Genomic DNA, 24199 nt, shown 5'->3' on the forward strand with positions numbered 1-24199 from the left:
AACGGTTATTTCTTTCTTTTATAGGTTTGACCCCGTTTGCCCATGCCTTCGCCGTTCAAGGGAAGCACGTCGTTTTCCTGGGCCCATTGGTTCCAGAGCGCTTCCAACTCCTTTACTTTCTCCGGATTCTTTGCGGCCAGGTTATTGGTCTCGGCTTTATCATTGGCCAGGTTATACAGTTCCCAAGCCTGAATATAGGGTTCTTTGGCGGTGCTCACCGAAACCAGTTTCCAGTCATTGAGGCGCACGGCGCGGTTGGCCTCATGTTCCCAGAACAGCGGACGCTCTGGCTGGGCCTGGCCTTTGAACATAGGCAGCAGGCTTCGGCCCGGTAAGGCATGAATGGCATTTCCCTTAAACGTGGTGGGGTACTGGGCCCCGGCCATTTCCAGGAACGTAGGCATAAGGTCAATCAGGTGCGAAGGGGTCCGGTTCATGGTGCCTTTCTGCTTGATGCCCGCTGGCCAGCTCACAATGAAGGGGGCGTTAATGCCGCCTTCATGGGTGTGGCTTTTGTAGAGGCGGTACGGGGTATTGCTCAGGTTGGCCCAATGGGTGCGGTAGCTTTCATAGCTTTCATCTGAGCCCAATTTCTCCAGCGACTTATCTTGCCGGCTCACATCTTCTGAGCAACCGCCGTTGTCTGAGAGAAAAATAACCAAGGTGTTTTCCAGTTGGTTGCTCTTCCGGAGGGTCTCCAGGATCTTGCCTACGCCCCGGTCCATCACGTCTACCTGGGCGGCATAGGTGGCCATGCGCTTCACCCAAACGCCCCGGTCCTTCTCCGGGATATCTCTCCAGGCGGGCACGTCTTTATCCCGCTCGGTCAGTTTCACGGATTTATCCAGCAGGCCCATTTTCAGTTGCCGGGCATAGCGTTCCGCCCGAAGGGCATCCCAGCCGGCAGCGTACGTTTTCATGTATTTCTGGATGTCGCTTTCGCGGGCGTGCAATGGCCAGTGTGGGGCGGTGTAGGCCACATACAGGAAGAAAGGGGCTTTGGCTTTGCCTGCTACGTGCTGTGAAATGTATTGGCTGGCCGTATCGGTGATGGCGTCGGTGAGGTAGTAGTTGGTTCCCTGGGCGGTGATGCGCTCATTGTTATTGGTCAGGCTACCGGGCGTGAAGAAACTGCCCGAGCCGGCTATGATGCCATAGTATTTGTCAAACCCGCGCTGCACCGGCCAGTTGTGTTTGGGGCCCTTGGGCGCGGTGGTAGCCGACACGTGCCATTTGCCCACAGCGTAACTGGCATACCCGGCCGGCTTGAGCGCCTCGGCTATGGTCACGTTGTTTTTGTTCAGGTCACCGCGGTAGCCCGGCAGCATCATGTCATACCCGGTCATCCAGCCCATGCCGGTTTTATGCGGGTAAAGACCGGTCAACAGCGAGGCCCGGGTAGGGCAGCAACGGCCGGTGTTGTAGAACTGCGTGAGCTTGATCCCGTTGCCGGCCAGCTTGTCTAGGTTGGGCGTGGCAATCTCTGCCCCATAGCAGCCCAGGTCTGAATAGCCCATGTCATCGGCCATGATGACCAGGATATTCGGCTTGGCGTTTTTCCCCTGCCCATAACTGGCCAAGGAAGCAAATAGGGAGAGAACTATAAATGCCACTACCCCTATAAACCGTATGTTGTTCTGCATTACTTTTTCTTTTGACTTTTCTTTTAATTCACCTGCCCAACTTCCTTTTTGATGTCTCTTTGGCAGGTTTGGTGTGCCTAGACTAGGTTTCTTAATTCCGGCTTTTTTTATTTCCCGCTTTCTTCTTTGCTCCGCCGTTTGCTGCCGGGGCGCCGGGGTTTTGCCTGGCTTCCCGGCGTTCCTCCATCCCTTCGTTTTTGTAGGGAACCGATTTTTGGAATTGGACCGGCACGTTTTTCCTAAGGCTTGCCAGAACGGGTTTCATCTCTGGTTTCCCGGCCAGGTTCTGGTGCTCATAAGGGTCTTTGTCATGGTCATATAGCTCCTCGGCTCCATCGGGATATTGGATATACCGGTAGCGCTCACTCCGCACCGAAGAATACTTTTCGCCGTAGGTGGTGAGGCCCGGGCGCTCCCACTTGGCCTTGGGGTTCTTAAACACCGCCACCAGGCTCTGTCCGTCTAGTTTCTGCTTGGGAACCGACAGCCCGCAGTACTCTACCAGCGTAGGGTAAATGTCTACAAGGTTCACTGTTTGCGGGCAGGTATAGGCTTTGCCGTTGGGCAACCTGATCAGGAACGGGATGGCGTCTGCCTGCTCCCAGAGCGTCTGCTTGGCCCAGTGGTTCTTGGTGCCGTTGTGGAAGCCGTTGTCTGAGACAAACACCACAATGGTATTCTTGCCATAGGGGCTCTTGTCCAGGGCATCTATCACGCGGCCAAGGTTCCAGTCTGCAAAGGAGGTGTTGGCGCAGTAGGCTCTGAGATAGTCCTGAAACCCTTCTTCCTGAGACTTGCCGCTTTTGGTAACCATGTCCATACCCGCAGAAAGCCTCTTGCCCGAGGCCGGCACATCTTCCAGGTCTTTGGCATCGTACCCTGGCGGCAATGGGAATTTCACGCCCTCATACAAGTCATAGAACCGCTTGGGTGCCGTGTAGGGAGAGTGCGGCCGGTACAGCCCGTAGTACATAAAGAAGGGCTTGTCATGTTTCTGGGCCAGAAATACAGTGGCAGCATCAGCATTCACCACATCTGTAAAGTCTTTGTCTGGCCCCTCCCAGGGCTTGATGTCGTTCCAATGGCCCCGGCCGGTGAAGAAGGGGCCGTAATTGCCATGGAACACCTTGTTATCCCACATATTTTTCTCGCGGTCGCCCGGCAAAGCCACATGAAACGTTTTGCCACCGGCCCAAGTGGTATAGCCATTCCGCTTGAAAAGCTCGGGCATGGCCTCTACCTGCGGGAGCAGTTCAGATACTCCCCACACGTCTGGCCCGTTGCGGTACACCCCGGAATGGTGCGGGTACTTTCCGCTGAAAAACGCCGCCCGCGAGGGTACGCACACCGGCGCGGCACAGGAAGCATTCTTGAAATACAGAGACTGCGAAACCAGCTTTTTAATGTTGGGCACCTTGAGCGGCGGGTAATCGTTCTGCAGGCTCCACTTGTTCATGTCATCCACCACAATGAAGAGCACATTGGGTTTTGGGGAAGACGATTGCGCTTGGGTCGCGTGGAAACCAAGGCTAAGGAGGGCCACCAATACCCTTGCAAATCCCCAGCCTCGTTTAATATTCTGAATCATATTTTAATCAATAGTCTTTAAAAAGTCACCAACCAACCCAGCCTAATCCCCTCAGGCGCCAGCATTTGAAAGATACTTTTAACTTCAGTAGTGAATTGTAATTATTGTGGCTATTACTACAACATTTGTAGCCATGGCTGCCAAGCCTGTTTTAGCGCTGCCATTTAAGCAAAACCTCTTGTTGCAGGGAGTGTAGTTCTAGCTCGATTACTCCAATCGGAAGGCCTGGGTAAACCTGATCTGCTGGGAGGAGCTACCAATGCCCAGTTCAAAATCACCGGGCTCTGCTTTCCAGTCATGCGTTTTAATGTCCCAGAAAGACAGGTCCTGGCGCTTTACCCAGAAGGCCACCGTTTGGCTTTGGCCCGGTTTCAGATACACTTTCTGGAAACTTTTCAGCTCTTTTACCGGGCGTGCCACCGTGGCTTCTTTGTCAGAGACGTAGAGCTGCACCACTTCGGCTGCAGCCTGTTTGCCGGTGTTTTTGAGGGTAAACTTCACCTGTACAGAATCCTGGCCACTGATAGCGGTGCGGGATAGTTTGGGGTTGGTATAGGTAAACGACGTATAGCCCAGGCCATGCCCGAAGGGGAAAAGCACCTCTTTCTTGTTCTTCTCAAACCACCTATAGCCCATGAACACGCCCTCATTGTAGGGCAGGTGCACTAACTGGTGCGGCTTTACGTGTTTAGACAGCTCATTTCTGCTGCTGGGCTGGTTGCCTTTCCAGTATTCTTTGTAATGGTTATTATTGCCTTGCCAGAAGGGTTTGCTACCCAGGAAATTGAACTGCGGGTCTGGCGAGTCCTGGAAATCTTTCTCCAGGGTGAAGGGCAACCTTCCCGAAGGACTCACCTTTCCGCTGATGACCTCGGCTAAAGCATTGCCGCGTTCCTGGCCCAGGAAAAACGTCCAAAGCACGGCTTTCACCTGCGGCAGCCAGGGCATGGGAAAACCGTTGGCCGAACTAATGAGTACCACCACATTGGGATTAAGCGCGGCTACCCTGGCTATTTCCTCGTTTGCCCCTTGCGGCGCCTCAAATGGAACGTCATATCCTTCCCCCGCTTTTTTGTTCAGCCGGTACAAGACCACGTCTGCGTTTTTGATCTGGGCCTCGGTGGGTTTCTCCGTGACCACCAGGCCGGTACCGTAGATTTTCTTGAGGCCCGTTGCGTAATCTACGTGGTCATAGCCTTCCACAAAGCCGCTGCCGGTGCCGCTGTGCAATTCAGCCGGGCCCATGAGCAGCACTTTTTTAGAGGCTTTCACGGGGAGCAGATTCGCTTCATTCTTTAACAGGCAGATGGCTTCGCGGGCGACCTGCCGGGCCGTTTCTTTATGGCCGGCCAGGGTGGCCAGCAGCGCCGGGTCTTTGGGCGCGCGGTCATAGACGCCCGTCTCAAACAAGGTGTACAGGTTAGGGTATACCATGAACTCCAGGTCGGCTTCTATCTCTGCTTTTCTACCGGGGTAGCGGGCTACAAACTGGGTCACATAATCTTTGAACGTGTCATTGCTGGACATGAGCAAGGTCTGCCCAGAGCGGGCCACCAGGTACTGCAAATCAGGGTGGTAATTAGTGTTCTGCCAGTCGGTCATAGTGATGCCGGTAAAGCCAAACTCTCTGCGCATCACGTCATTTAATAATGGCTGGTGCATGGAGCTGGGAATACCGTTCACGGCGTTGTTGCCGGTCATGATGGCCTTTACCCTGGCCTGCTTCACGGCAGCCTCCCAGGGCGCCAGGTAGATTTCCCGCAGCGTGCGCTCGTCCAGGTCACTGCTGGCAATGTGCCGGACAAACTCCTGGTCATTGGCAATGAAATGCTTGGCCGTGGCAATGATGCCCTGGCTCTGCAAACCATTGATGTAGTTCACCGAAATAGCCGAGGTCAGCAACGGGTCTTCTCCCATGTACTCATAGTTGCGGCCACCCACTGACAGGCGCTGCATGTTCATGCCCGGCCCCAGCAGGAAATCCACCCCATGGGCCTTGCACTCCTCGCCAATGTTCTTCCCGAAGGCCATGGCCAGCGCAGGGTTCCAGGTGGCCGCCAGCGCGATCATAGGCGGGAAAGAGGTGCTCTGAGCGTTGCTGGCAATGGTTTTTAGCCTGATGCCTTGTGAGGCGTCTGCCATGATGGCTGGCCTTAGCCCCAACCGGGGGACCCCAGGGAAACAGAACATTTTATAACCGCCCGTCAAACTCAGCTTCTCCTCAAAGGTGAGCAGTTCCAGCACATTCTTGGCGCGCGCCTGCGGGCTTAGGCTGGTATTCTGGTACACCGCCCCCGCCGGAAATTTCTTAAACGCCGCCAGCGGCTGCAGCTCTTTATCGTCAATCCGTTGGCCAAAAGAAGGCAGGAAGGTAAGCGTGAAGGCAAAGGCAGTTAATACCCGTTTCATATGGTATGGTAAAAAATTAGGCAAAAAAGGAAGAACAGGTATATGATCCATTTCACGCACCTGTAAATCCATGGGAGACTTTACGTTCCTGGGCCCCAGCGCTTGGCTTTAGGACCTGGCAACCCAACTAAGTAGCTAAAGAAAGAAAAGTCATAAAATCACGGCAGCGAAAGGCAAGGGTGAAGAATAGCGCGGACTATTCAACTATGAGTTTACCGGTTCTGCCATTGCACCTTACAAAATAGATACCCTGCTTAAGATGTCTAGCCGGGACCGTTACTTTGTTCTTCTGGTCAGGGGTAAGCACATGCTCCTGCACCAAAACCCCGGTGGTGTTTACCACCGTTACTTTTACCGGGCCTCTGCTACCGGCTACATTCTGGATGGTGAAAGAAGTGCCCGCCTTTATGGGGTTAGGGTACATGGCCAGACCCGGCATATTCTCCAACTCTGGGGCTATCCCCGTCACTACCTTGCTGTTCTTTAGCCCTACCGTGACGGTACTTCCCTGGAATTCATTTGCCGGCATGGGCAGCAGAACAAAGGTAGACTGGTCCTGAGCGCTTTCCGTTGCCCCTGCCCCGGCGTACAATCCACTAATCTTCACATACATAGAGGAAACAGGCGTGGTCTCACAGTAAGGGTTTGCGGCCGATACATACACCGAGTCGTTCTTCCAGCGCACCTGAATAGCCGCTGCCTGGTAGGTCTCTACTGCACCCAGATTGTTTGGCAGGGTAACCTTGCCTGGCTTGTAAAAGATGGCCTGGGCAATAGAGGCGCTGGGATCAACCACACACTGAACATCAGAGGTGTTGGACACCACCACAAAAGGGGTTTTATTCAGTTTTTCCGCCAGTTGGTCCTGGGTAACGTTGGGGTACACCGCATAGGCATACTTCTCACTGACCGGGTATTCCCCATGCTGAAAATTGATCCAGGCCAGCGGGGTGTCTCCTACTGTTTTCACTTCAAAGTTCAGGTTCCTGTTGGTGATAAACTGGTACCCAATGTTGTTAAGGTAGGCCCAGTTTGAAGTAACAGGAGACAAGACCTGGTTATTTGCCATAGCAACCGGGAGGCCGCCATTATCCACCATAAACGAGTCTTTGAACTTGACCTGGTTAACGGTGGTGGCATAGGGCACATAATAGAGAGCCCCCGCCTTAATGTCAGAGCCCAAGGCTACAAAATAGTCTTTAAAGTAAAACCAGGCTTTGGTGGCATCTAACTTAATCTCAGAGCTGCTTTTACTGAACAGGAACCCAGAGGCACCCGTTTTCCCGTCTGAGACGCCGCCCGCAAAGGGTTTGAGGTTTGTCCCGTTCTTGCCCGCTGGCACCAGCGGCAAGGCAGTAGTGGTGGGCTTTTGGGGGGCAGTGATGCCGGGTAGGCGTCTCCAGTTCATAACATCCCAAATCTCAGAATATTCCGTGCCGGTGGAATAGATAAAGTTGACGCCAGACCCGGTGTAGTAATTATTGAGGCCCTCCCCATTGGCGCTTTCACTGGACGTGGTTCTGGTGGAGGTCATTCGGGAAGAAGTGAAATAGTTTTTGCCCTTGTGCACCATGTAATCATGGCGCCAGAACATCTTGTTGCCCTGTTGCACGTTATCGGCGTCATCGCCGGCCGGTCTTGTTAACCAGTTATAGAGGTCCTGCAGTTTTTCTTTCTGGGGGGTGTTTTCCAGAATCAACGTGCCCAGGCAGGCCACACTTTTGGTATACCCGTCGGTTAAGGTTCTGCGGCCGGTCTGGTGGTGGTCAAACATGTTGCGATAGGCCACCCAACTTAGCCCATGCAGGAACAGGTTCTCAAAAATGGTCATCTTAGCAGGTGGCACGGCATAAGCAGTCCCCGAACTGATGGAGATAAAATTCATGATGCCCCCAATGTACTCCTTGCCGTAATTGCCCAGGTACAATTGCCGCCCGTACCCAGAATGCTGGTTAAAAGCGTAGTCTGGCTGAATGCCCTCGCCCTTGTCATCCTTTTCCACCCGTATGAGCAGGTGAAACACCTCAGATGCCTCTGCCACTACGGCGGTATTTTCAGTGGCAATGGCTGTAGCCATTATATATTTACTTATATCTGAAGTATTGGCTGCGTCTGGGCTGTCTTTGTAGCCCGCCACCTTCTCCGGGGTCCATTCAAACATCAAATAAGAAACCAAGCTGTTGTATTCTGTGGGCTTCTTGGTTTTAAGGTCTTTGGCCATAAGCACGAAAGACGGGTACAATGAGGTAGGCCACCCAATGGTACGGTACCACCAATTGGTATCTGTAGGGTCATAGGTGTTCCACCAGTTCCATGCCTTGCAATAGGCATCTAACAGGGTTTCGCTTTTGTAGTTGGGCCCGGGTGTTTCATAAGCCCTGGCTATAGCCCACATTTCATTGAAGTGGGGCCGCGGTCCACCCGTAAGAGCCGTTGGGTAAGACGCAGGGTACGCCACGTTCTTGAAGGTGCCATCTGAGTTCATGTTCCCCAGGTCATAGCCTTCCAAAGGGGCATACATGCTGTTATACACGCGGGTATACATGGTGGCCAGATCTGTAGATGCCTGGGCCTTGGCCACATGGGCCAGAGCGGCTACCAATAAAAACAGAAATAACTTTTTGTAGAGGTGATGCATGGGGGTTGGGTATAAGGTTAACTCTATTTCAGGCAGCAGAATCTAGCCAAGTACAAGAATACCATTCTCGTTTTCAACCCACTGTCTCTTTTGTAGCACTTCCTGTCAATTTTGTAGCATCGCCTGTTTCAGGGCCGTTTTTCGCAAAACGGCCCTGAAACAGGAACCCTTCTCTCCTATCTTGTTCCGCCTGGCCGGCTTTGGGCTTTATTGGTAAGTGTCTTGAAAACCGGGTCTATTTACTGGCCACGGTTGGTTTGGGGAACACTTGGTTCTGATCTGCCCACTCCTGCCATTTGGCGGCCAGTTGCTTTACCTTTTCCGGGTGCTGGGCCGCCAGGTTGTTCATTTCGGTGCGGTCTTCCTTGAGGTTGTAGAGCTCCCAGGGCTTGTTGTTGAGGGTCACTATTTTCCAGTCGCCGTGGCGTACGGCCCTGCGGCCGATGTGCTCAAAGAACAGGTACTCATGCACTTCGCGCTTCTTGCCCTGGAACACGGGCACCAGGCTTTTTCCGGCCATGGCCGATATCTTGTGGCCCTTAAACTCCTTGGGGTATTGCGCCCCGGCCAGTTCCACAAACGTGGCCATGAAGTCAAACACGTGGCCTACCTGGTCTGTGACGCTGCCTTTTTTAGCGATGAGGCCTTTGGGCCAGTATGCGATGAGGGGCGTGCAGATACCACCTTCATAGGCTTCGGTTTTCCAGTACCGGAAAGGGGCGTTGGCTACGTTGCTCCACATCTTGTCATGCGAGGCGAAGGTGTTTTCCGGACCGGGCAGCACTTCCTTTTTCACGGGGTACTGAATTTTCTCACCGGTGCGGGTTTCGCCGGGGCGGTCATAGCCGGGGCCGTAGTTCTGGGCGTTATCTGAACTGGCGCCGTTGTCGCTTAAAAACAGGATGAGGGTATTGTCCAGCTCGCCGGTTTCTTTGAGTGTTTTAATAAGGCGGCCAATGCCCTGGTCCATGCGGTCTATCATGGCGGCCCGCACGGCCATGGCCTCAATGTCATAGGCCTGGTCTGGGTTATCTGCCCACTTGCGCTCCTGGTCCCAGCGTCCCGACAAGATGTTCTTATCTGCCGGGAACAGGCCCTCTTTTATCATCTTGCGGTAGCGCTCATTCCGGACGGAGTCCCAGCCGGCCTGGTAGATCTTGCGGTATTTGGCTATGTCTTGGGGCAGGGCGTGCAGGGGCCAGTGCGGGGCGGTATGTGAGACGTACAAAAAGAACGGCTTGCCTTTTTGGTGGAACTGCTTCACGTACGCGGCCGCGCTGTCATTGAGGGCATCTGTGTAATAAAAGCCTTTGGGCACAAAAGGTACCGGGGTATTGCCGTTCACCAACCCGAAGGGGTCAAAGAAATTCACCACGCCCCAGATGTTGCCGTAGTATTTGTCAAAGCCGCGGGCGGTGGGGTACTGGTTCAAGGGCGAGAATTCGGGGTAGCTTACCTGGTGGGCCTGCCATTTCAGGTGCTCCGCTTCGGGCTTCTTCTCCTGGGTGTTAGACACGTGCCACTTGCCCACCATGCCCGTCTGGTAACCGGCCGTTTTCAGGACCTCGGCAATGGTGACGGTATTCTCCGTGAGGTAGCCGCGGTAGCCGGGTACCTGCTGGTCGGTGGTCATGTTGCCTATGCCGGCCTGGTGGTTGTACAAGCCGGTGAGCAGGGCCGCCCGGGTGGGGCAACAGCGCGAGGCATTGTAGAACTGGTTAAACCGCAACCCGCCTTTGGCCAGCAGGTCTATGTTAGGGGTCTGGATTTCGCCGCCGTAGCTGCCCACATCTGAAAAGCCCATGTCATCTGCCAGGATCACAATAATATTTGGCTGCTTGGAAGTTGGCTTCTTTTTCTGCGCCTGAGCGGGAGTTAAAACAACTAAAAGCGAAAGCGTGCAAAAGAGAGAAACAGATTTTCTCCAGTAGGTAATGCCTGATCGTAAGTACTCCATGCGGTACTGAAAAATAAATGACGTAAAGAAATTAAAACTGAGAGAGGCTTTTCGGGCCGAGGCTGTTTTGGGGCTATTTTCTGGAAAACAAGCCTAAAACAGCTATTGTAATTTATTGATCTATAGGCTATTCCTGAGAGGCTGAAGTAGCCCCCGCTTTCTTCTTGCCTGCTTTCTTTCCCTTGGCCGGCGCGCCTTCTTCCTCGTCTTCGCCCATGCCTTTTTTGGGTTGCCGCTCAAAGGCCTTCATCTCGGTAGCCAACCCCAGGTCTCCCTGCTGTTTCATGAAAGCCGCCAACTGCCCTTTCAGGTTTTGCTGCACGTTTTTTAAAGCGGGGCTGCCGGCCAGGTTGGTGAGTTGGAACGGGTCCTTTTCCACGTCATACAGTTCCTCAGCGGGCCGCGAAACGTATTTTTCGGCGCGCTGGGCATCTTCGGGTTTACCCGTTTTAGACCAGGATTCTATCATCTTTCCGCTGGTGGCCACATTCTGGAATCTGGCCTGGGCGTTGAGGTTATTAATGTACAGGTATTTGGTAGAGCGCACTGACCGGATGGGATAAGAGTCACTGCCCTGGATCACGCCGCGGGTGGTGTGCACACCATACACGTAGTCCCGGAAGGTATTGGTCTGGCCCAGAAGCACCTTCTTAAAGCTGGTCCCGTCAAACCCCGAATTGCCCAGGGCGTCTTTGCGGCCGGTGTTCACGGTGGAGGGGTTGCCTCCGGCGATGTCTACTAATGTGGGCACCACGTCTACATATTGGGTCATGGCCTTGGTGCGGGTACCGGGTTTGATCTGCCCGGGCCACCGCACAATAAAGCCCGCTTTCAGGCCGCTGTCATACGTGGTCCATTTGGCAAACGGAAACCCCGAGCCGTGCTCACTCGCGAACATGACCACCGTGTTGTTCTTCTGCCCGGACCGTTCCACCATGTCTAGGCACACGCCCACCAGACTGTCCAGGTACGTGATCTCAGCAAAGTAAAGGGACAGTTGTTTGCGCGTGGCGTCCGTGTCTACCAGATCTGCGGGCACCTTGATCTTAGCGGGCGGATAGGCGGCGGCATTGCCCCGGTTGAGAGGCCCGTGCGGCTGGTTGCTGGCCACCACTAAAAAGTAGGGTTTGGCTTTGGAGCCCTTGATAAAGTTTTCGGCCAGGCTCAGGTCAATGTCCTGGCCGGTGCCGTCATCATGGTCGCGGCCACCTAAGTAAGTGAAAGGGAAAGATTCTGCGTTGCCGTAATGTTTTTTACCCAGCAGCGCCGTGTTATAGCCTACTGCCTGCAGGTGGTGCGCCACGCTTTTAGTGCCCGCGTACACCTGGCTGTGGTTAGGGAAAGCGCCGTTTCGCACCGGGAACATGCCCGTGTACAACTGTTGCCGGTTGGGCGCGCACATGGCGGTGGCAGAGTACATGTTGTCCAGGGTCATGCCCTCTTTGGCCAAGCGACTAAGGTTAGGCGTTTTCACCTGGGTGTTGCCATAGGGCTCAATATCCCTGAACGTTAAATCGTCTGCCATAATCAGCAGGATATTAGGCTGTTTGCGCGGCGAGGACTTGGAGGTTTGCCCTATAGCCAACCCTCCGTGTAACAGGGCCAACACCAGCAACAGGCAATGTTTTAACAAAGAAGGTTTTTCCATGCTTCTAAAGAATAATATAGGTTTTAGCGGGAAGTTTTATAGGTGCGGCCAAGGTGGTTTTTAGACTTTAAAAGGAGCCGATAGTTTAACCCGGCTATTTAACTTTTCGGACTGAAATCTTCGGTTTAGCTCCCTCTAGTTATTAGGTATTTGGGGCAGCATATAACCATTAAAATTACCTCATCCGTTTCAGGCCAGTTTTGGCCAAAACAGGCCTGAAACGCGAAGAAAAGTAATTCGTCTAAAAGGTTATTCTTTGGCGTAGGGGTCCCGTTGTTTGCCTTTGGGCAGTACGTGGTGCGAGTTGGCCCACTTGTACCATTGGTCATTAAGTTTCTTGACCAGGTCTGGGTGCATGGCGGCCAGATTATGGTTTTCGGTGCGGTCTTTCTCCAGGTCATACAGTTCCCAGTTTTTGTCATTCAATTTCTTGACGGCTTTCCATTTCCCCCACCTGATGGCGCAGTTGTCCTGGTGCTCCCAGTACAGGTACTCATGCTGTTTGCCAGTACCGTTCTTAAAGGCCGGAACCAGGCTGATTCCCTCAGTGGGGATGATCTTGTTGCCGTTGTGGAAGGTAGTAGGGTATTTGGTTTGGGCCAGTTCTATGACCGTGGGCATTATGTCTGTGATGTGGTGGGGCGCGTTATACCACTTGCCCGCCTGCTGCTTGATGCCCGCCGGCCAGTAGGCAATAAACGGCGTGGCAATGCCGCCCTCATAGGTCTCTACCTTAAATCTTTTGAAAGGCGTATTAGAGGCGTTGGCCCACCCCTGCCCGTAGGAAACCGCCCAGAACTTGAACGGGTCGTTCACCTCAGACTGGTCCTTGCCGCCCAGTTCCTGGTAAGGCTCGGCGCAGGCGCCGTTGTCACTTAGGAACATGATGAGCGTGTTGTCCAGTTTACCGGTCTCCTTAAGGTGCCTGACCAGCTTGCCAATGTTGTAGTCCATGTTGTACATCTGGGCGGCGTACACGGCCATCCTGAAGTCCACGTCTTCCTTTTCTTTCTGGGTTAGCGCCTCCCAGGGCCGCATCTCGCGGCTGGCCAGGCCCCATTCTTTTTTAATGAAGCCTAGTGCATGCTGTTTCTTGAGGCGGTCTTGGCGCACCACATCCCAGCCTTTCATGTATTTGCCTACAAACTGCTCATAATCTTCTTTTTTGGCCTGCAAGGGCCAGTGTGGCGCCGTGTGGGCCAGGTACAGGAAGAAGGGTTTGGTGTCTTTCTGGTTTTTGATGAAACTGATGGCGTTGTCTGTGAAGGCATCTGTGTCATAGAAATCTTTGGGAAAGGAATACTCCATGGGACCGTCATTGCGGGTCACGCCCCTAGGCGGAAAGGGCTTCAGGTGGCTGGCGCCCCCAGACAAGATGCCGTAGAATTGCTCAAAGCCCCGGCCCACCGGCCACTTCTCCTTGCCATGCATGCCCACGTGCCATTTCCCGGTCATGTAGGTGTGGTACCCCGCCTGCTTGAGCACCTCGGCCAGGGTCACGCTGTTGCGGTTCAGATAGCCCCGGTACCCATGCACGCCCCAATCGTTTACCCCGGTTTTTTCAGGGTCTTCGGCCATGTGCCCGATGCCAGCCTGGTGTGGGGCCAGCCCGGTTAACAGCGCGGCCCGAGAGGGGCAGCACCGGCCCACGTTGTAGAACTGGGAGAACCGAAGGCCCTTAGTAGCTAGCTGGTCAATGTTAGGGGTAGGAATCTCCCCGCCGTAGCTGCCAATGTCAGAAAAGCCCATGTCATCTGCCATGATCAGGATGATGTTGGGTCTTTGCTGGCTGAAAGTTTGGTGAGAAACCGCCAGAAGGCTTAAGACTGAGAAAACGAAAGAAAGGGGGTGGGAGAAAATGCGTTTCATGACAAAAGATTACCTGGGGTGAAGCTCAAAAATAGCGTGGGGCCAATAGCTGTTTCAGAGCCATTTTCCGGAAAACGGCCCTGAAACGCCAAAGAAAAAGCCCCATCCCAAAACCAGGATGGGGCCTCTTTTCATGGTGCCCGGGGATGAGTAACGCCTGCCCGGGAACACCCGGTTTTACCAAATGGTAAGGGTCTTGCCTACAGAGGAAAGCACCGGCGACAGGTTGTAGCTGACCATGAATTCATTGGCCCCTACATTGCTGCCATCTGCTTTGCCGGCACCGGCTTCTCTGGTGTAGCCAATGTTGAACTGCTTGTACCTCATGCCCGCACTGAACGTGTAGGCCAGGTCCTGGCGGTACCCCGCCCCTACCCAGAACAGGTTGTTGTACACGCCTTTCACCTGGCCTTCCAGCACTCCTTTTTCATCTGAGTTGTAGCGGTACATACCGTTCAACACCAACCCTACCTGGTCTGTCAACCCTTTGCGTACGCCGGCATTGACCATGTGCTGCATGCCGTACATTTCCTTTAAAAAGTCATTGTCTGAGGTGGACTCCTGCACCAGGTTCTGCACCGCGTAGCCCAGGTAAAAATCCTGAGAGGCGAGGGCAAGGCCCAGGTTCAGGCCAAATTTATTGACCCGCTCCTGCCCGTTCATCATGGCATAGTAGCCCCGGTCATTGGCTTCATTGAACACCAGGTCGTTGCTGCTCAATCGGTTATTGTCATAGGTAAGGCCAATACCCCCCTGTAACCGGAGGCTCTGCGTTAACCGTACGCCTGTGCTGTAGTTGAGGGCGAACTGGTTCTCCCGGTAAGGCCCGAAGGAATAGTTCAGCAAGGAAACCCCAAAGGCGTGCTGTACCCCTACTGGGGCGCTGGCGTCTTCGGCCGCGGCCGAGTCTGTGCTTAACAGCGTTTTGTTTTTTACGTCTGATAAATTCACCTCCCCAGAGAAGAACAGGGTGCGGGGCGCATCATCAAAACCGGTCCATTGGTCCCGGTAAATGGATTTCAGGATGGAGCCCTGGTTGCCCGTTAACGCGGGGTTGAAGTAATTGCCTGCCTGAGAGAAATTGGCCACGTGTTTTCTGGTCTGGGCGTGCGCACCCAAACCAGAAACTACCAACCCAATGAGTATAAAGAACTTTTTCATGTTTCTATTCTTTAATGATTGTTACCACGCCTTTTCTAACCAGACCGCTGGTTTTCACCTGCACCACATAGAAGTAAGATCCTTTTACCACTTTGCCATGCCGATTGCGGCCGTCCCAGCCCTGCAGCGGATCTGTGGTATGGAATAACCGGACGCCATCTTTGTCAAACACCTCAATCTCCACTTGCGAATAATGTTGTAAATCTAGCACAATCCAGGTGTCGTTCATGCCGTCTCCGTCTGGGGTAAAGGCATTGACCATGTTCACTTCAGGGGCCAGGTCTACAATGACCATGGGCTTGAGGTTGGAAAGGTTTGTAGCGCCGTAAAGGGCGTTTATGGTACCCGTCACCTGATATTTACCTGAAATATAGCCGTTGTAGCCGCTGGAGTTCCAGGTAACCGGCGTCATTTCCACCTCGCCGGTAGAGTAGGTTACCAGCACTTGCGATGGCAATGGCAGCCTGGAGAAAGGAACCCGGGAGGGCGCCTTGATCAACGGGACCTCTACAAAAGACACCACGTTAGGGATCACTTTCTGCACCTGCGCGGTCACGTTGGCACCTTTGTTACCGCCTAAATCTGTCTGGGAGAAGGTAACGGTAAGGGTACCGTCTTTCAACCCACTCACATTGAGGGTGTCGCTTAAAAACGAAGACGTAGTGGCCACCTTTGTGCCTGTCACGGTAGTGCCCCCTCCAGAGCTGGTGATGCTGTAGGTGTAGTTGGCGCCTATCTCAGCGGCTGAAATGCGCAGCAACGTGGCCAGGGAGCTTTTACCGTCTATTCTGCTATCTACAAAAGCCACTGAATAACCAGCCGGGGCCGTAATATCATATGTTCTGGAGAAAGCGGCCGCGGCCGTGTTGTTGTTTTGTGCCAAGTCCTGGGCCACACCGGCAGCCACGGCCACCGTTACTACCCCTTCTGCCGTTGGGGTGACCAGGGCCGTGAACACCTTACTGTTGACCATGGTGAAGGCAGAGGCCGTACCGTTGGTGATGACAAGATCTTCCAGCGTAAAACCAGTAACGGCTTCGCTAAAAGTAAAGGTCACGGTGAACGGTGCTTTCACGTACCCCGTGCCAGACGCGGTTAGCGCCACCGTAGGGGCCAGGTTGTCAAATAAGATCTTAAACTCCTCAGACTCCACGCTTCCGTTGTTGTTGGCTGGGTTGAAGGCAGCGTCTGCCGGTACAATCACCTTTACCAAATCATTGGCGGTGGGGGTGATAAGAGCAGTGTAGGTGGCGGCATCTACTACTGTAAAGGCAGAAGCCGTTCCGTTGGTGACCTTGATATCTGACAAAGTGAAATCAGTAACCCCCAGGTTAAAGGAGAAGGTCACGGTGAAAGGCGCATTGGTAGTCCCAGACGCGGGAGAGGTTAAGGTCACAATTGGCCCCACTTTAATAGTCAGAGACAAAGCGCTGCTGGCAGGGCCCACGTTGCCGGCCCGGTCTGTCGCCTTGGCGGTAATGCTGTGGACACCGTTAGGCAGTTCCACGGCAGACCTGATTTCCCAGGCACCCGTAGTGGCATCGGCAACTGCCGTACCAATTTCCAGGTCACCGGCATAGAGTTTCACCGTGGCGCTTGGTTCAGCGGTTCCTGCAAAAACAGGGTTTACGTAGTTGGTGATGTTATCTGTGTCGCTGGGGCCACTGTCTGTAGAAGCCAAAAGGTCTGGCGTTGAAGGGGCTGCCGGCGCGGTGGCATCAAACACAATCTCATCACTAATGGTATGCGTGGTTTCATCCCCCTCGGCGTCTTTCACCTGCATGTACACCGTCTTGGTGCCTTGCCCAGCGGTCAAGGTCCAGGTTTTGGAAGTAGCTACCGGCTCATATGCACTCCAGGTGATTTTGTCATTAGAAAAACGCATCTGGGTGGCGTTCTTGGTAGTCAGGGCCAGGGTTACGGCCGCGTTGTTGGTAGCATAGGCCCCGTTGTTGATGGATACGCTTCCTTCTGGCACGGTTAGGGGCAGCTCCTGAAACACGTAGTTGTCAAACTCCAGGTCAACCATGCTGTTGGTGATGGCAAACTTGAAGGACTTCAGGTCCTGGGCGGTTGACCGGGCCGGATAGGAAATCAGATTACTGATGCGGCTGGTTCCCACCCAGGTGTCACTGGCTTCATTGGGAATGGCGTACGGTTTGCCGTCTGGCCCAATATAGGTGGCTTCGGCGCCGCTTTTGTTCACAAACCAGGAAAGGCGCTGCGTGCCGGAAAACAGTTTGTCTGCCGCGGGCGTGGCGTTGTTCCCTACCGGCACAATACCAAAAGTGCCTTCTGTGGCAGAGAGGTAAAGGGTTATTCTGGAATGGACCCCGGTAGCCGAAGGAGAAGTGTTGTTGTTTGCCAGCGCCGTGGGACTGGCAATGTTAAAGCTACCGGCGGCCATAGACTCCACCGTATTCTTAGAGACCGCCATATCCATGGCCAGCATCACAAATTTGGGAGAGGTGGTCATGCTTTTGGCTCTGGTGAAAGCCATGTTGGAGCCTGCGTTGGTCTTGCTGTACTTAAGCTTGCCATCTGCAATGACTATGATGTTACCCGAACCCGCCGACAAGGCCGAAAACTGGGTCTCGTTGGGGTCTGTGGCCACGTAGTCTGACGGCAGCACCTTTGTTGGGTCCGGGAAGGTCTGGGAAAACAGAACCTGGGCGCTTCCGGAAAAAGCGCCGCAGACCATAAGGCTACATAAGAGTAGTAATCTTTTCATATTATCACATTTAATGTTTTTATAAACCTTTGAGCGTTACTGGTTTTTTCTCTTGCCACCAGATCCTTAGTAGGTAAAGCTTCTGGCAGTTGGGAGAAAGAATCACTTCTGCTCTTCTACTTTCTGGCAAGGGGCTTGGGTCAGGAAACCTTTAGATCAGAGCTTTTACTCAGCAGTTATTCCAGGGAGGCTGTTTTCAGCCTGTTTTCCTAAAAATGGCCCCAAAACAGAAAGCTTTCCTGTTCTTTCTTCCGGCCTTTTTCTTAGAGAGTGGAGAACTAAATCCTTTACCTAAAATATGCTTTCATGCTCTGCCTTTTTAAGAAACCTCCCTTTGGGGGAGTCCTGTTTTAGGCCTGTTTTTCTAAAAACAGGCCTAAAACAGTTTTTCCGGCCCTTGTTAGAAACCAAAGTTGCTTACCACCCGGGGTTCTGGTTCTTCTCCCCAATAGAAGGGTTCTGGAGCAGTTCATTGGTGGGTAGCGGAAACAGTAAGAACTTGGGTACACTTACATTAAGCGTAGGGGCGTACACGGCGTTCTTATTGCTCCACCTTCTTTGGGTTGGCAACCAGGTAGGCAGGGTTTTAGGGTAGGTTGACTTTGGCAACTCCTCTAAGAACTGGTACTCATACATGGTTTTAGTGGGGTTGGAAGGGTGCTGCATGCGCACCAGGTCAAACCAGCGTTGCCCCTCGGCCAGCAGCTCCAGGCCGCGCTCATGGAATATCTTCATCCGGAACTCAGATTTGGTGAAGGTGGCGCTTCCGTCTTCTGGCAGCAAAAGCGGCACTGGTCTTTTAACGCCGTTGGCATTCTGGGCCCGCTCCCGCACTTCATTGAAAGCCATGATTGCCTCTGGGGTGGCCCCGTACAACTCATTCAAGGCCTCAGCTTTAATAAGGTAGATTTCAGCCAGCCTGATGATGAACAGGTCATTGCCGTGGTTTCTTTCGTCTTTGCCGTTAGGGTCTTTGTATTTCCCTACAATGGCGTTGGCTACCCGGCTTTCATTTGGCGTGATGGTGGTGTCTGGGTACATCACTACCTTATAGCCATTGGAATTTTTGCCTCTGGTGTAAAAAGAAACCTCGTCTCTGGAATCAAGGATGGCAGAATTACCGGTTCCTATGGCGTAGTCACCCGTGCGGTAGAAGTCTACGAACCAATGCATGGGCTTAAGGGTGGCGGCCCCGCTGGTATTTGCCCGGGCAGTTACCCCTACCGTAGCCGGCGCCATAAAACGCAAGGCGAACTCAGAGCCAGCGGCCGGTTGGGCCCGGTTTTGGTTATCTGTCTGGAAGCGTACGCCAAACAACACCTCTTCATAGGCAGCGGTCTCCTTGGTCACTTCAAACAGGTCTGCAAAGTTGGGGATCAACCGGTATTGCCCGCTGTTGATAACGGAGTCTGCATATACTACCGCGTTGGAATATTGCTCTGTGGCACTCTGTCCTTTCAAAGACAATTGGTTACCGTAGGTTAAATAGGCCTGTGATAAAATACCTTGAGCGGCTCCTTTTGAGGCCCGGCCCAGTTCAGCGGCTTTTATATTTTTACTTAAGGGCAAAAGTGCGGAGGCTTTGCGCAGGTCATCAAAAATCTGGGCGTATACCTGGTCTACTGAGCTTCTGGGTAAGTAGAAGTCACTGTTTATCCCTGTGGGTTCTGTACGTAAAGGCACGCCGCCATACAACCTTACCAGATAGTAATAGCAGAAAGCCCTAATAAAATAGGCCTCGCCATATACGCGCTTTTCAAAATCGGCGTCTAGCTTCATGTTGTCCATGAGCTTGATCAGGTCATTGGAATGCCCAATGGTCAGGTACAACTGGTTCCAGAGGGAGCCGGTGTTCACCCCGCTAAGGGTACGCTGCCCGTAAGGCCCGAACTCAGACCCGTCAGAGGAGTACATGTCATCGGCCATGAACATGAGCATCATGAAGCCTTGGAACTTAAAGGCCGAGGCGTCATTGAACCTGGCGTATAGCCCGTTTACCACGGCCGTTACGTCATCCTGGGTTTTAATGGCGTCTGGTGTGGGGGTGGAAGGCAGTTCTTCCTCCAGGCTGCAGGATTGCACTGCCAGTAAACCGGGCAGCACTAACAAGAGGGTTAGATATCTGAATAATTTCATTGTCTTAATTTTAAACCTTAAAAGTTTACTTCAAAACCAGTGGAGAAAGTGCGGGGCTGGCCCATGGTACCCAAGTCTACCCCCCTGTTAAGGGCCAGGTGGCCAAAGGCGTTGATGTTGGGGTCATAGCCAGAGTATTTGGTCCAGGTGTAAAGGTTGGTGCCAGACACAAAGGCTCTTACTGAGCGCACTATTGGGTTTTTAGGCATATTGAACACATAGCCTATGTTCACACTTTGGAGCCTTACAAAGGAGGCGTCTTCCACTAACCAGTCTGGCACGCGCTGGTATAACCTAACGCCGTTGGTAGTGACTCTTGGCATCTGGTTGCTGGTACCCTCGCCTCTCCATCTTCCGTCATAGGCAGACTGCAAGAGGTTATAGTTACCGGTGGTATTGTTGATACCCACCACCCATCTGGTTAAGTTGATCAGCTCATTTCCGTAACTACCGAACACGTTTATGCCCAGCGTGAAGCGCTTGTAAGAATAGTTGGCGTTAAAGCCGTAGGTAAAGTCGGCGCTTGGGTTACCAATAATGGTTTTGTCTGAGGAGTTGATCTGGCCGTCACCGTTAAAGTCTACCCATTTCACATCACCTGGTTTATAGGTGGGGCGGGTATTGTCATTGGCTAAGGCAGGGTCAGCGTTGATTTCTTCCTGGCTCTGGTACACCCCAGCGGTTTTGTATCCCCAGAAAGAAGAGATAGGATCACCGGGGCGGGCAACGTGCACCGCCTGGCTTAACAACACGGCTCCCCCGGCAAAGTAACCACGGCCGTAAAGAATATCGGTTGGTCCCAGGTCCAGCACCTTGTTCTCAAAAATAGAGAAGTTTCCGCCCACATCCAGTCTGTGCTGACCGGCCTGAATCACCTTGAGGTTACCTTCTATATCAACCCCCTGGTTCATTACCTCTCCTAGGTTGGTGAAATAATCACTGTACCCGGCAGAGCCTGGCAAGGTAAGGTTAATGAGCAGGTCACGGGTGTTCTTTTTGTACACGTCCACGTCAAGGGTTAAGCGGTCATTAAAGAAACCAACCTCGGCGCCTACGTTCATTTGGGTTGTTGTCTCCCATTTCAGGTTAGGGTTTTCAAAATCTGCCATGGTATAGCTGGGAACAATATTTGGCCCAAGCACCACATAGTTAAGGCCATATTTGGCCTGGGTGGCCCCAATGGAAATGTTCTCGTTCCCGGCCACTCCAATGCTGGCTCTCAATTTCAGGAAGTTGACGTACTTGTTCTTGAAGAAATCTTCATTAGAGACGTTCCAGCCTAAACCCACAGAAGGGAAGAAAGCCCATTTATTGGCTCCAGACAAACGGGTAGCCCCGTCATACCGGCCAGTGAGGGTGAACAGGTATCTTTTGTCATAGCTGTAGTTTACCCGTCCAAGCACAGACTGCAGGGCCCTCATGCTGGCACCTGTGATCATACGCCCGGGGTTGGTGGCGCTTTGCATGTTGTAATAGGTGAGCGCATCTGACGGGAATGTCATAGAGGTGTTGCTGGAGCTTCTGTTCTCCCACTTTTGGTAGGTGTACCCCGCTACTGCGTTGATTCTATGAGTTCTGACAAAGGTTTTGTTATAAGAAAGCAAATGCTCCACCAGGTAGTTAAACCCGGTATTTTCTGCCTGTGAGGCGGACCCGCCTGGAGCCGTGTCACCAATAAAGGTTCCGGTAGGGTTGTAGATCTGCCGGAAAGAGCTCAGGTCATTTACCCCGCCTTTCAAGCTATACTTAAGGCTTTTAGATAGTTTGTAGTCTAAGGTAAGGTTAGAAATAAGCGTTCTGATCTTGGTTTTGTCTTTCACCTTGGTAGTTACCAGCGTTGGGCTGTTGGTGAAGTTTTCATCCAGTTCGCTGGCACCTTCATCATTGATCACATAAGGGGTACGAAGCGGGTTAAAGGACAAAGCCCCTAACACGGCCGAAGAACCCAGAATACCCGTCCAGTTTGATTCCTGCCCGTAGTTTCTGTCAGCAATGGAGAAATAGGTCCTGATGCCTACGGTAAGTTTCTTGGTTACCTCACGTGTATAGTTCAGGCGCAGACCATACCGCTTGAAATCTGCGTTGGTCAGGATACTTTCCTGGTCTGTGTAGTTGGCAGACAACAGGTAGCTGCTTTTCTCGTCTTTGCCTGAAAAGGAAAGTTGTTGCGTATGGTTAATAGGAGAGCTATACACCTCGTCCTGCCAGTCAATGTTAGGGCTTTTCCGGAGAATAGAGTCTACTTCCATGTGCGTGTACACAGAGTCTTTCCCGTCATTGAGGCTGGCCTCGTTGCGATAGTTGAGGTAATCACGGGTATTAAGCACTTTCAGCTTTTTAGGCAGCATGCTCACATCAAACCTGGAGCTGAAGGAAATTCTGTCTCTGCCCTCTTTCCCAGATTTAGTGGTGATCAAGACCACCCCGTTTGCTCCCCTTGACCCGTAAATAGCTACTGAAGAAGCGTCTTTCAGAATCTCAATAGACTCAATGTCATCTGTGTTTAAACTTGCCAGCGGGTCAGCGGGCGGAATGTCATTCCCGCCATCCATGCCCCCCCCGGGAATGGTATTTCCCTGGTCAGAATCAATGGGCTGGCCGTCAACCACGATTAATGGTTGGCTGCTACCCGTCACCGAGGTCATGCCCCTGATGTTAAAGGTCATACCTGAGCCGGGTTGGCCGGTATTGTTCATGATCTGCACCCCTGCTACCCTTCCCTGAATAGCCTCTGGCACAGAGATTACCCGGTTATCATTGGCGTTTTCAATCTTAACAGTGCTGCTGGAGCCGGTAAAGTCACTTTTCTCAATGGTACCGTATCCTACCACTACCACCTCTTCCAGGGCAACAGAGCCCTGCAATTCTATGTTAATTTGGGTGCGACCCGCAACGTTCACCTCCTGCTTCTCAAAGCCTACATAGGAAACCTCCAGCACGGCATTCTCAGGAACCACCATGGTGAAATTTCCTTCAACGTCTGTCACGGCCACGCGGGTGGTGCCTTTCTGCAGCACGGTCACGCCAATAAGTGGCTCTCCTGTCACGGAAGTCACCTTTCCTTTCACGGTTATATCTGCCCGACGGGTTCCTTTTCTGGTTATGGCAGCAGCCCGGTTACTCCCGCTGTGCTTAGGGAGGACCAGGTGCTTTTTGGTTCCGGCCTCAGAAGTAGTTCCAGTAACGGCTGCGCTTGCGCTGGCCGGCATTTCCAGGGCGCCAAGAAATAAAACCGCCAGCATCAATTTCATTGAGCCGCTTCCTTTGGGCACCTCAGGGAAAGGAAACCTGGAAATACGTTTATTGTCAAGCTTCTTCATGCTTTAAGAGTTAAATGATGAGAGGTTAAGCAGGATTTAGAATAGGAGACTTTTAATCCCTATAAACCTATAGAGATTATATGAAAGCGTAATTTAGACGAATAATATCTTAACAGGCAAATATTTAAGGGTAAAGATTCTTTATAGCAACACCTCCTTTCTGCTTATTTCCATTTTGCTATAGGTCATGTTTTGTTATTGTAAATCACTTTTCAGCTTTGGTTAACAGGTGCGATACCTTTGTTTCCGGGGTAGGTAAAATCTGTGCTTTCCATTTTCAGTGAAGGTCCCTGGAGGATAGGGACTAAGGGCTTGCGGTCTGACTGGTGCGTGGGGGTTCGCACCTGGCAAGGCTGAATGTTGGCGAAGAAAAGGTTAAACAGGTTTACCGTTTGAGGACAGGTAGCCGCGTTACTATAAAGGACGGGAAGAGAGCTGGACGGCAGAAACACTGCCTTCTTGTCTTCCCCTACTATCAGGAAAAGGGCACTGAAGTTTTTTACCGCAGCCACAGGCTTGGAAGACTTTAGAGTCTGCTGCCCCATGGCAGAATTTGCCAAAAATATAATTGCAAAAAAAACCGGTAAAAGTACTCTCATCTATCAAGTGGTTGGGTGAATGCTGTTGAGCGTGCTCAAACTATTCTCTGAAGCTTACCTCTCGCAGATTTTTTCAGGAGGCGGATCGTCTTCTTTTGACTTCATTTTCTTTCGGGCGCTTTCAATTAGAGAAGTGAGTCAAAAATCATTTTTTCAAATCTACCTGTAACCTCAAACTAAGATTAACACGTATGTAGATTTTACTATAAATATTGTAGTAGCTATTATAAAAATGGCATCTAAGGCCGTATGCGCCTATTTCAGAGGCCATTCACATGCTCTAACAGAAAAAATCCTGCAGATAATTTAAGCCCCTAGCGTTCGTTAGCTTAGGCTAACCGGGGAGTCAAATCTTCCTAAAAATCAGTCTGAAGTCCTACCTATTCTTGCAGAAGATACTTTCATTCGCCTTCTATTTAAAGGTTTTCGCAGACAGGCTATTTAACATATAGGTAAAGAAATTATCAACTTTCCATTTGTAGCCGGCTTCCCCCCTGGCC

At 52.3% G+C, this 24199-nt stretch carries 12 protein-coding genes; all 12 read right to left on the minus strand.

Annotation, left to right across the window (positions count from 1 at the left end):
- Nucleotides 1-5: 5 nt before the first annotated feature.
- The gene (locus tag TH63_RS11965) at nt 6-1643 is read right to left on the minus strand and encodes an arylsulfatase (protein ID WP_076606475.1); all 1638 of its coding nucleotides are present in this window, start codon (nt 1641-1643) and stop codon (nt 6-8) included.
- A 91-nt stretch (nt 1644-1734) separates the two neighbouring features.
- A complete protein-coding gene (locus tag TH63_RS11970) occupies nt 1735-3231 on the minus strand; it encodes a sulfatase (protein ID WP_048921133.1) in 1497 nt (498 codons plus the stop codon).
- 207 nt (nt 3232-3438) lie between these two features.
- Nucleotides 3439-5640: a beta-glucosidase gene (locus TH63_RS11975; protein ID WP_048921134.1), complete on the minus strand. Its 2202-nt coding sequence runs from the start codon at nt 5638-5640 to the stop codon at nt 3439-3441.
- Nucleotides 5641-5836: 196 nt separating this feature from the next.
- Nucleotides 5837-8278, minus strand: a complete 2442-nt coding sequence (locus TH63_RS11980; protein ID WP_048921135.1) for a polysaccharide lyase family 8 super-sandwich domain-containing protein — start codon at nt 8276-8278, stop codon at nt 5837-5839.
- A gap of 235 nt (nt 8279-8513) precedes the next feature.
- On the minus strand, nt 8514-10235 hold the full coding sequence (locus TH63_RS11985; RefSeq protein ID WP_048921136.1) for an arylsulfatase: 1722 nt from the start codon (nt 10233-10235) through the stop codon (nt 8514-8516).
- A 127-nt stretch (nt 10236-10362) separates the two neighbouring features.
- Nucleotides 10363-11883 (minus strand): sulfatase family protein, encoded by a 1521-nt coding sequence (locus tag TH63_RS11990; RefSeq protein WP_048921137.1) that lies wholly within the window; start codon nt 11881-11883, stop codon nt 10363-10365.
- Between the two features lie 249 nt (nt 11884-12132).
- Nucleotides 12133-13752, minus strand: coding sequence for an arylsulfatase (locus TH63_RS11995; RefSeq protein ID WP_048921138.1), 1620 nt, complete (start codon nt 13750-13752; stop codon nt 12133-12135).
- Nucleotides 13753-13929: 177 nt separating this feature from the next.
- A complete protein-coding gene (locus tag TH63_RS12000; protein ID WP_048921139.1) occupies nt 13930-14913 on the minus strand; it encodes a PorP/SprF family type IX secretion system membrane protein in 984 nt (327 codons plus the stop codon).
- A gap of 4 nt (nt 14914-14917) precedes the next feature.
- Nucleotides 14918-17644: an Ig-like domain-containing protein gene (locus TH63_RS12005; protein ID WP_082161664.1), complete on the minus strand. Its 2727-nt coding sequence runs from the start codon at nt 17642-17644 to the stop codon at nt 14918-14920.
- 417 nt (nt 17645-18061) lie between these two features.
- The gene (locus tag TH63_RS12010; RefSeq protein WP_048921141.1) at nt 18062-19780 is read right to left on the minus strand and encodes a RagB/SusD family nutrient uptake outer membrane protein; all 1719 of its coding nucleotides are present in this window, start codon (nt 19778-19780) and stop codon (nt 18062-18064) included.
- 17 nt (nt 19781-19797) lie between these two features.
- The gene (locus TH63_RS12015; protein ID WP_048921142.1) at nt 19798-23100 is read right to left on the minus strand and encodes a SusC/RagA family TonB-linked outer membrane protein; all 3303 of its coding nucleotides are present in this window, start codon (nt 23098-23100) and stop codon (nt 19798-19800) included.
- A gap of 212 nt (nt 23101-23312) precedes the next feature.
- The gene (locus tag TH63_RS20555; protein WP_048921143.1) at nt 23313-23645 is read right to left on the minus strand and encodes a hypothetical protein; all 333 of its coding nucleotides are present in this window, start codon (nt 23643-23645) and stop codon (nt 23313-23315) included.
- Between the last annotated feature and the right edge of the window lie 554 nt (nt 23646-24199).

This window comes from Rufibacter radiotolerans (assembly GCF_001078055.1).
GTDB lineage: Bacteria > Bacteroidota > Bacteroidia > Cytophagales > Hymenobacteraceae > Nibribacter > Nibribacter radiotolerans.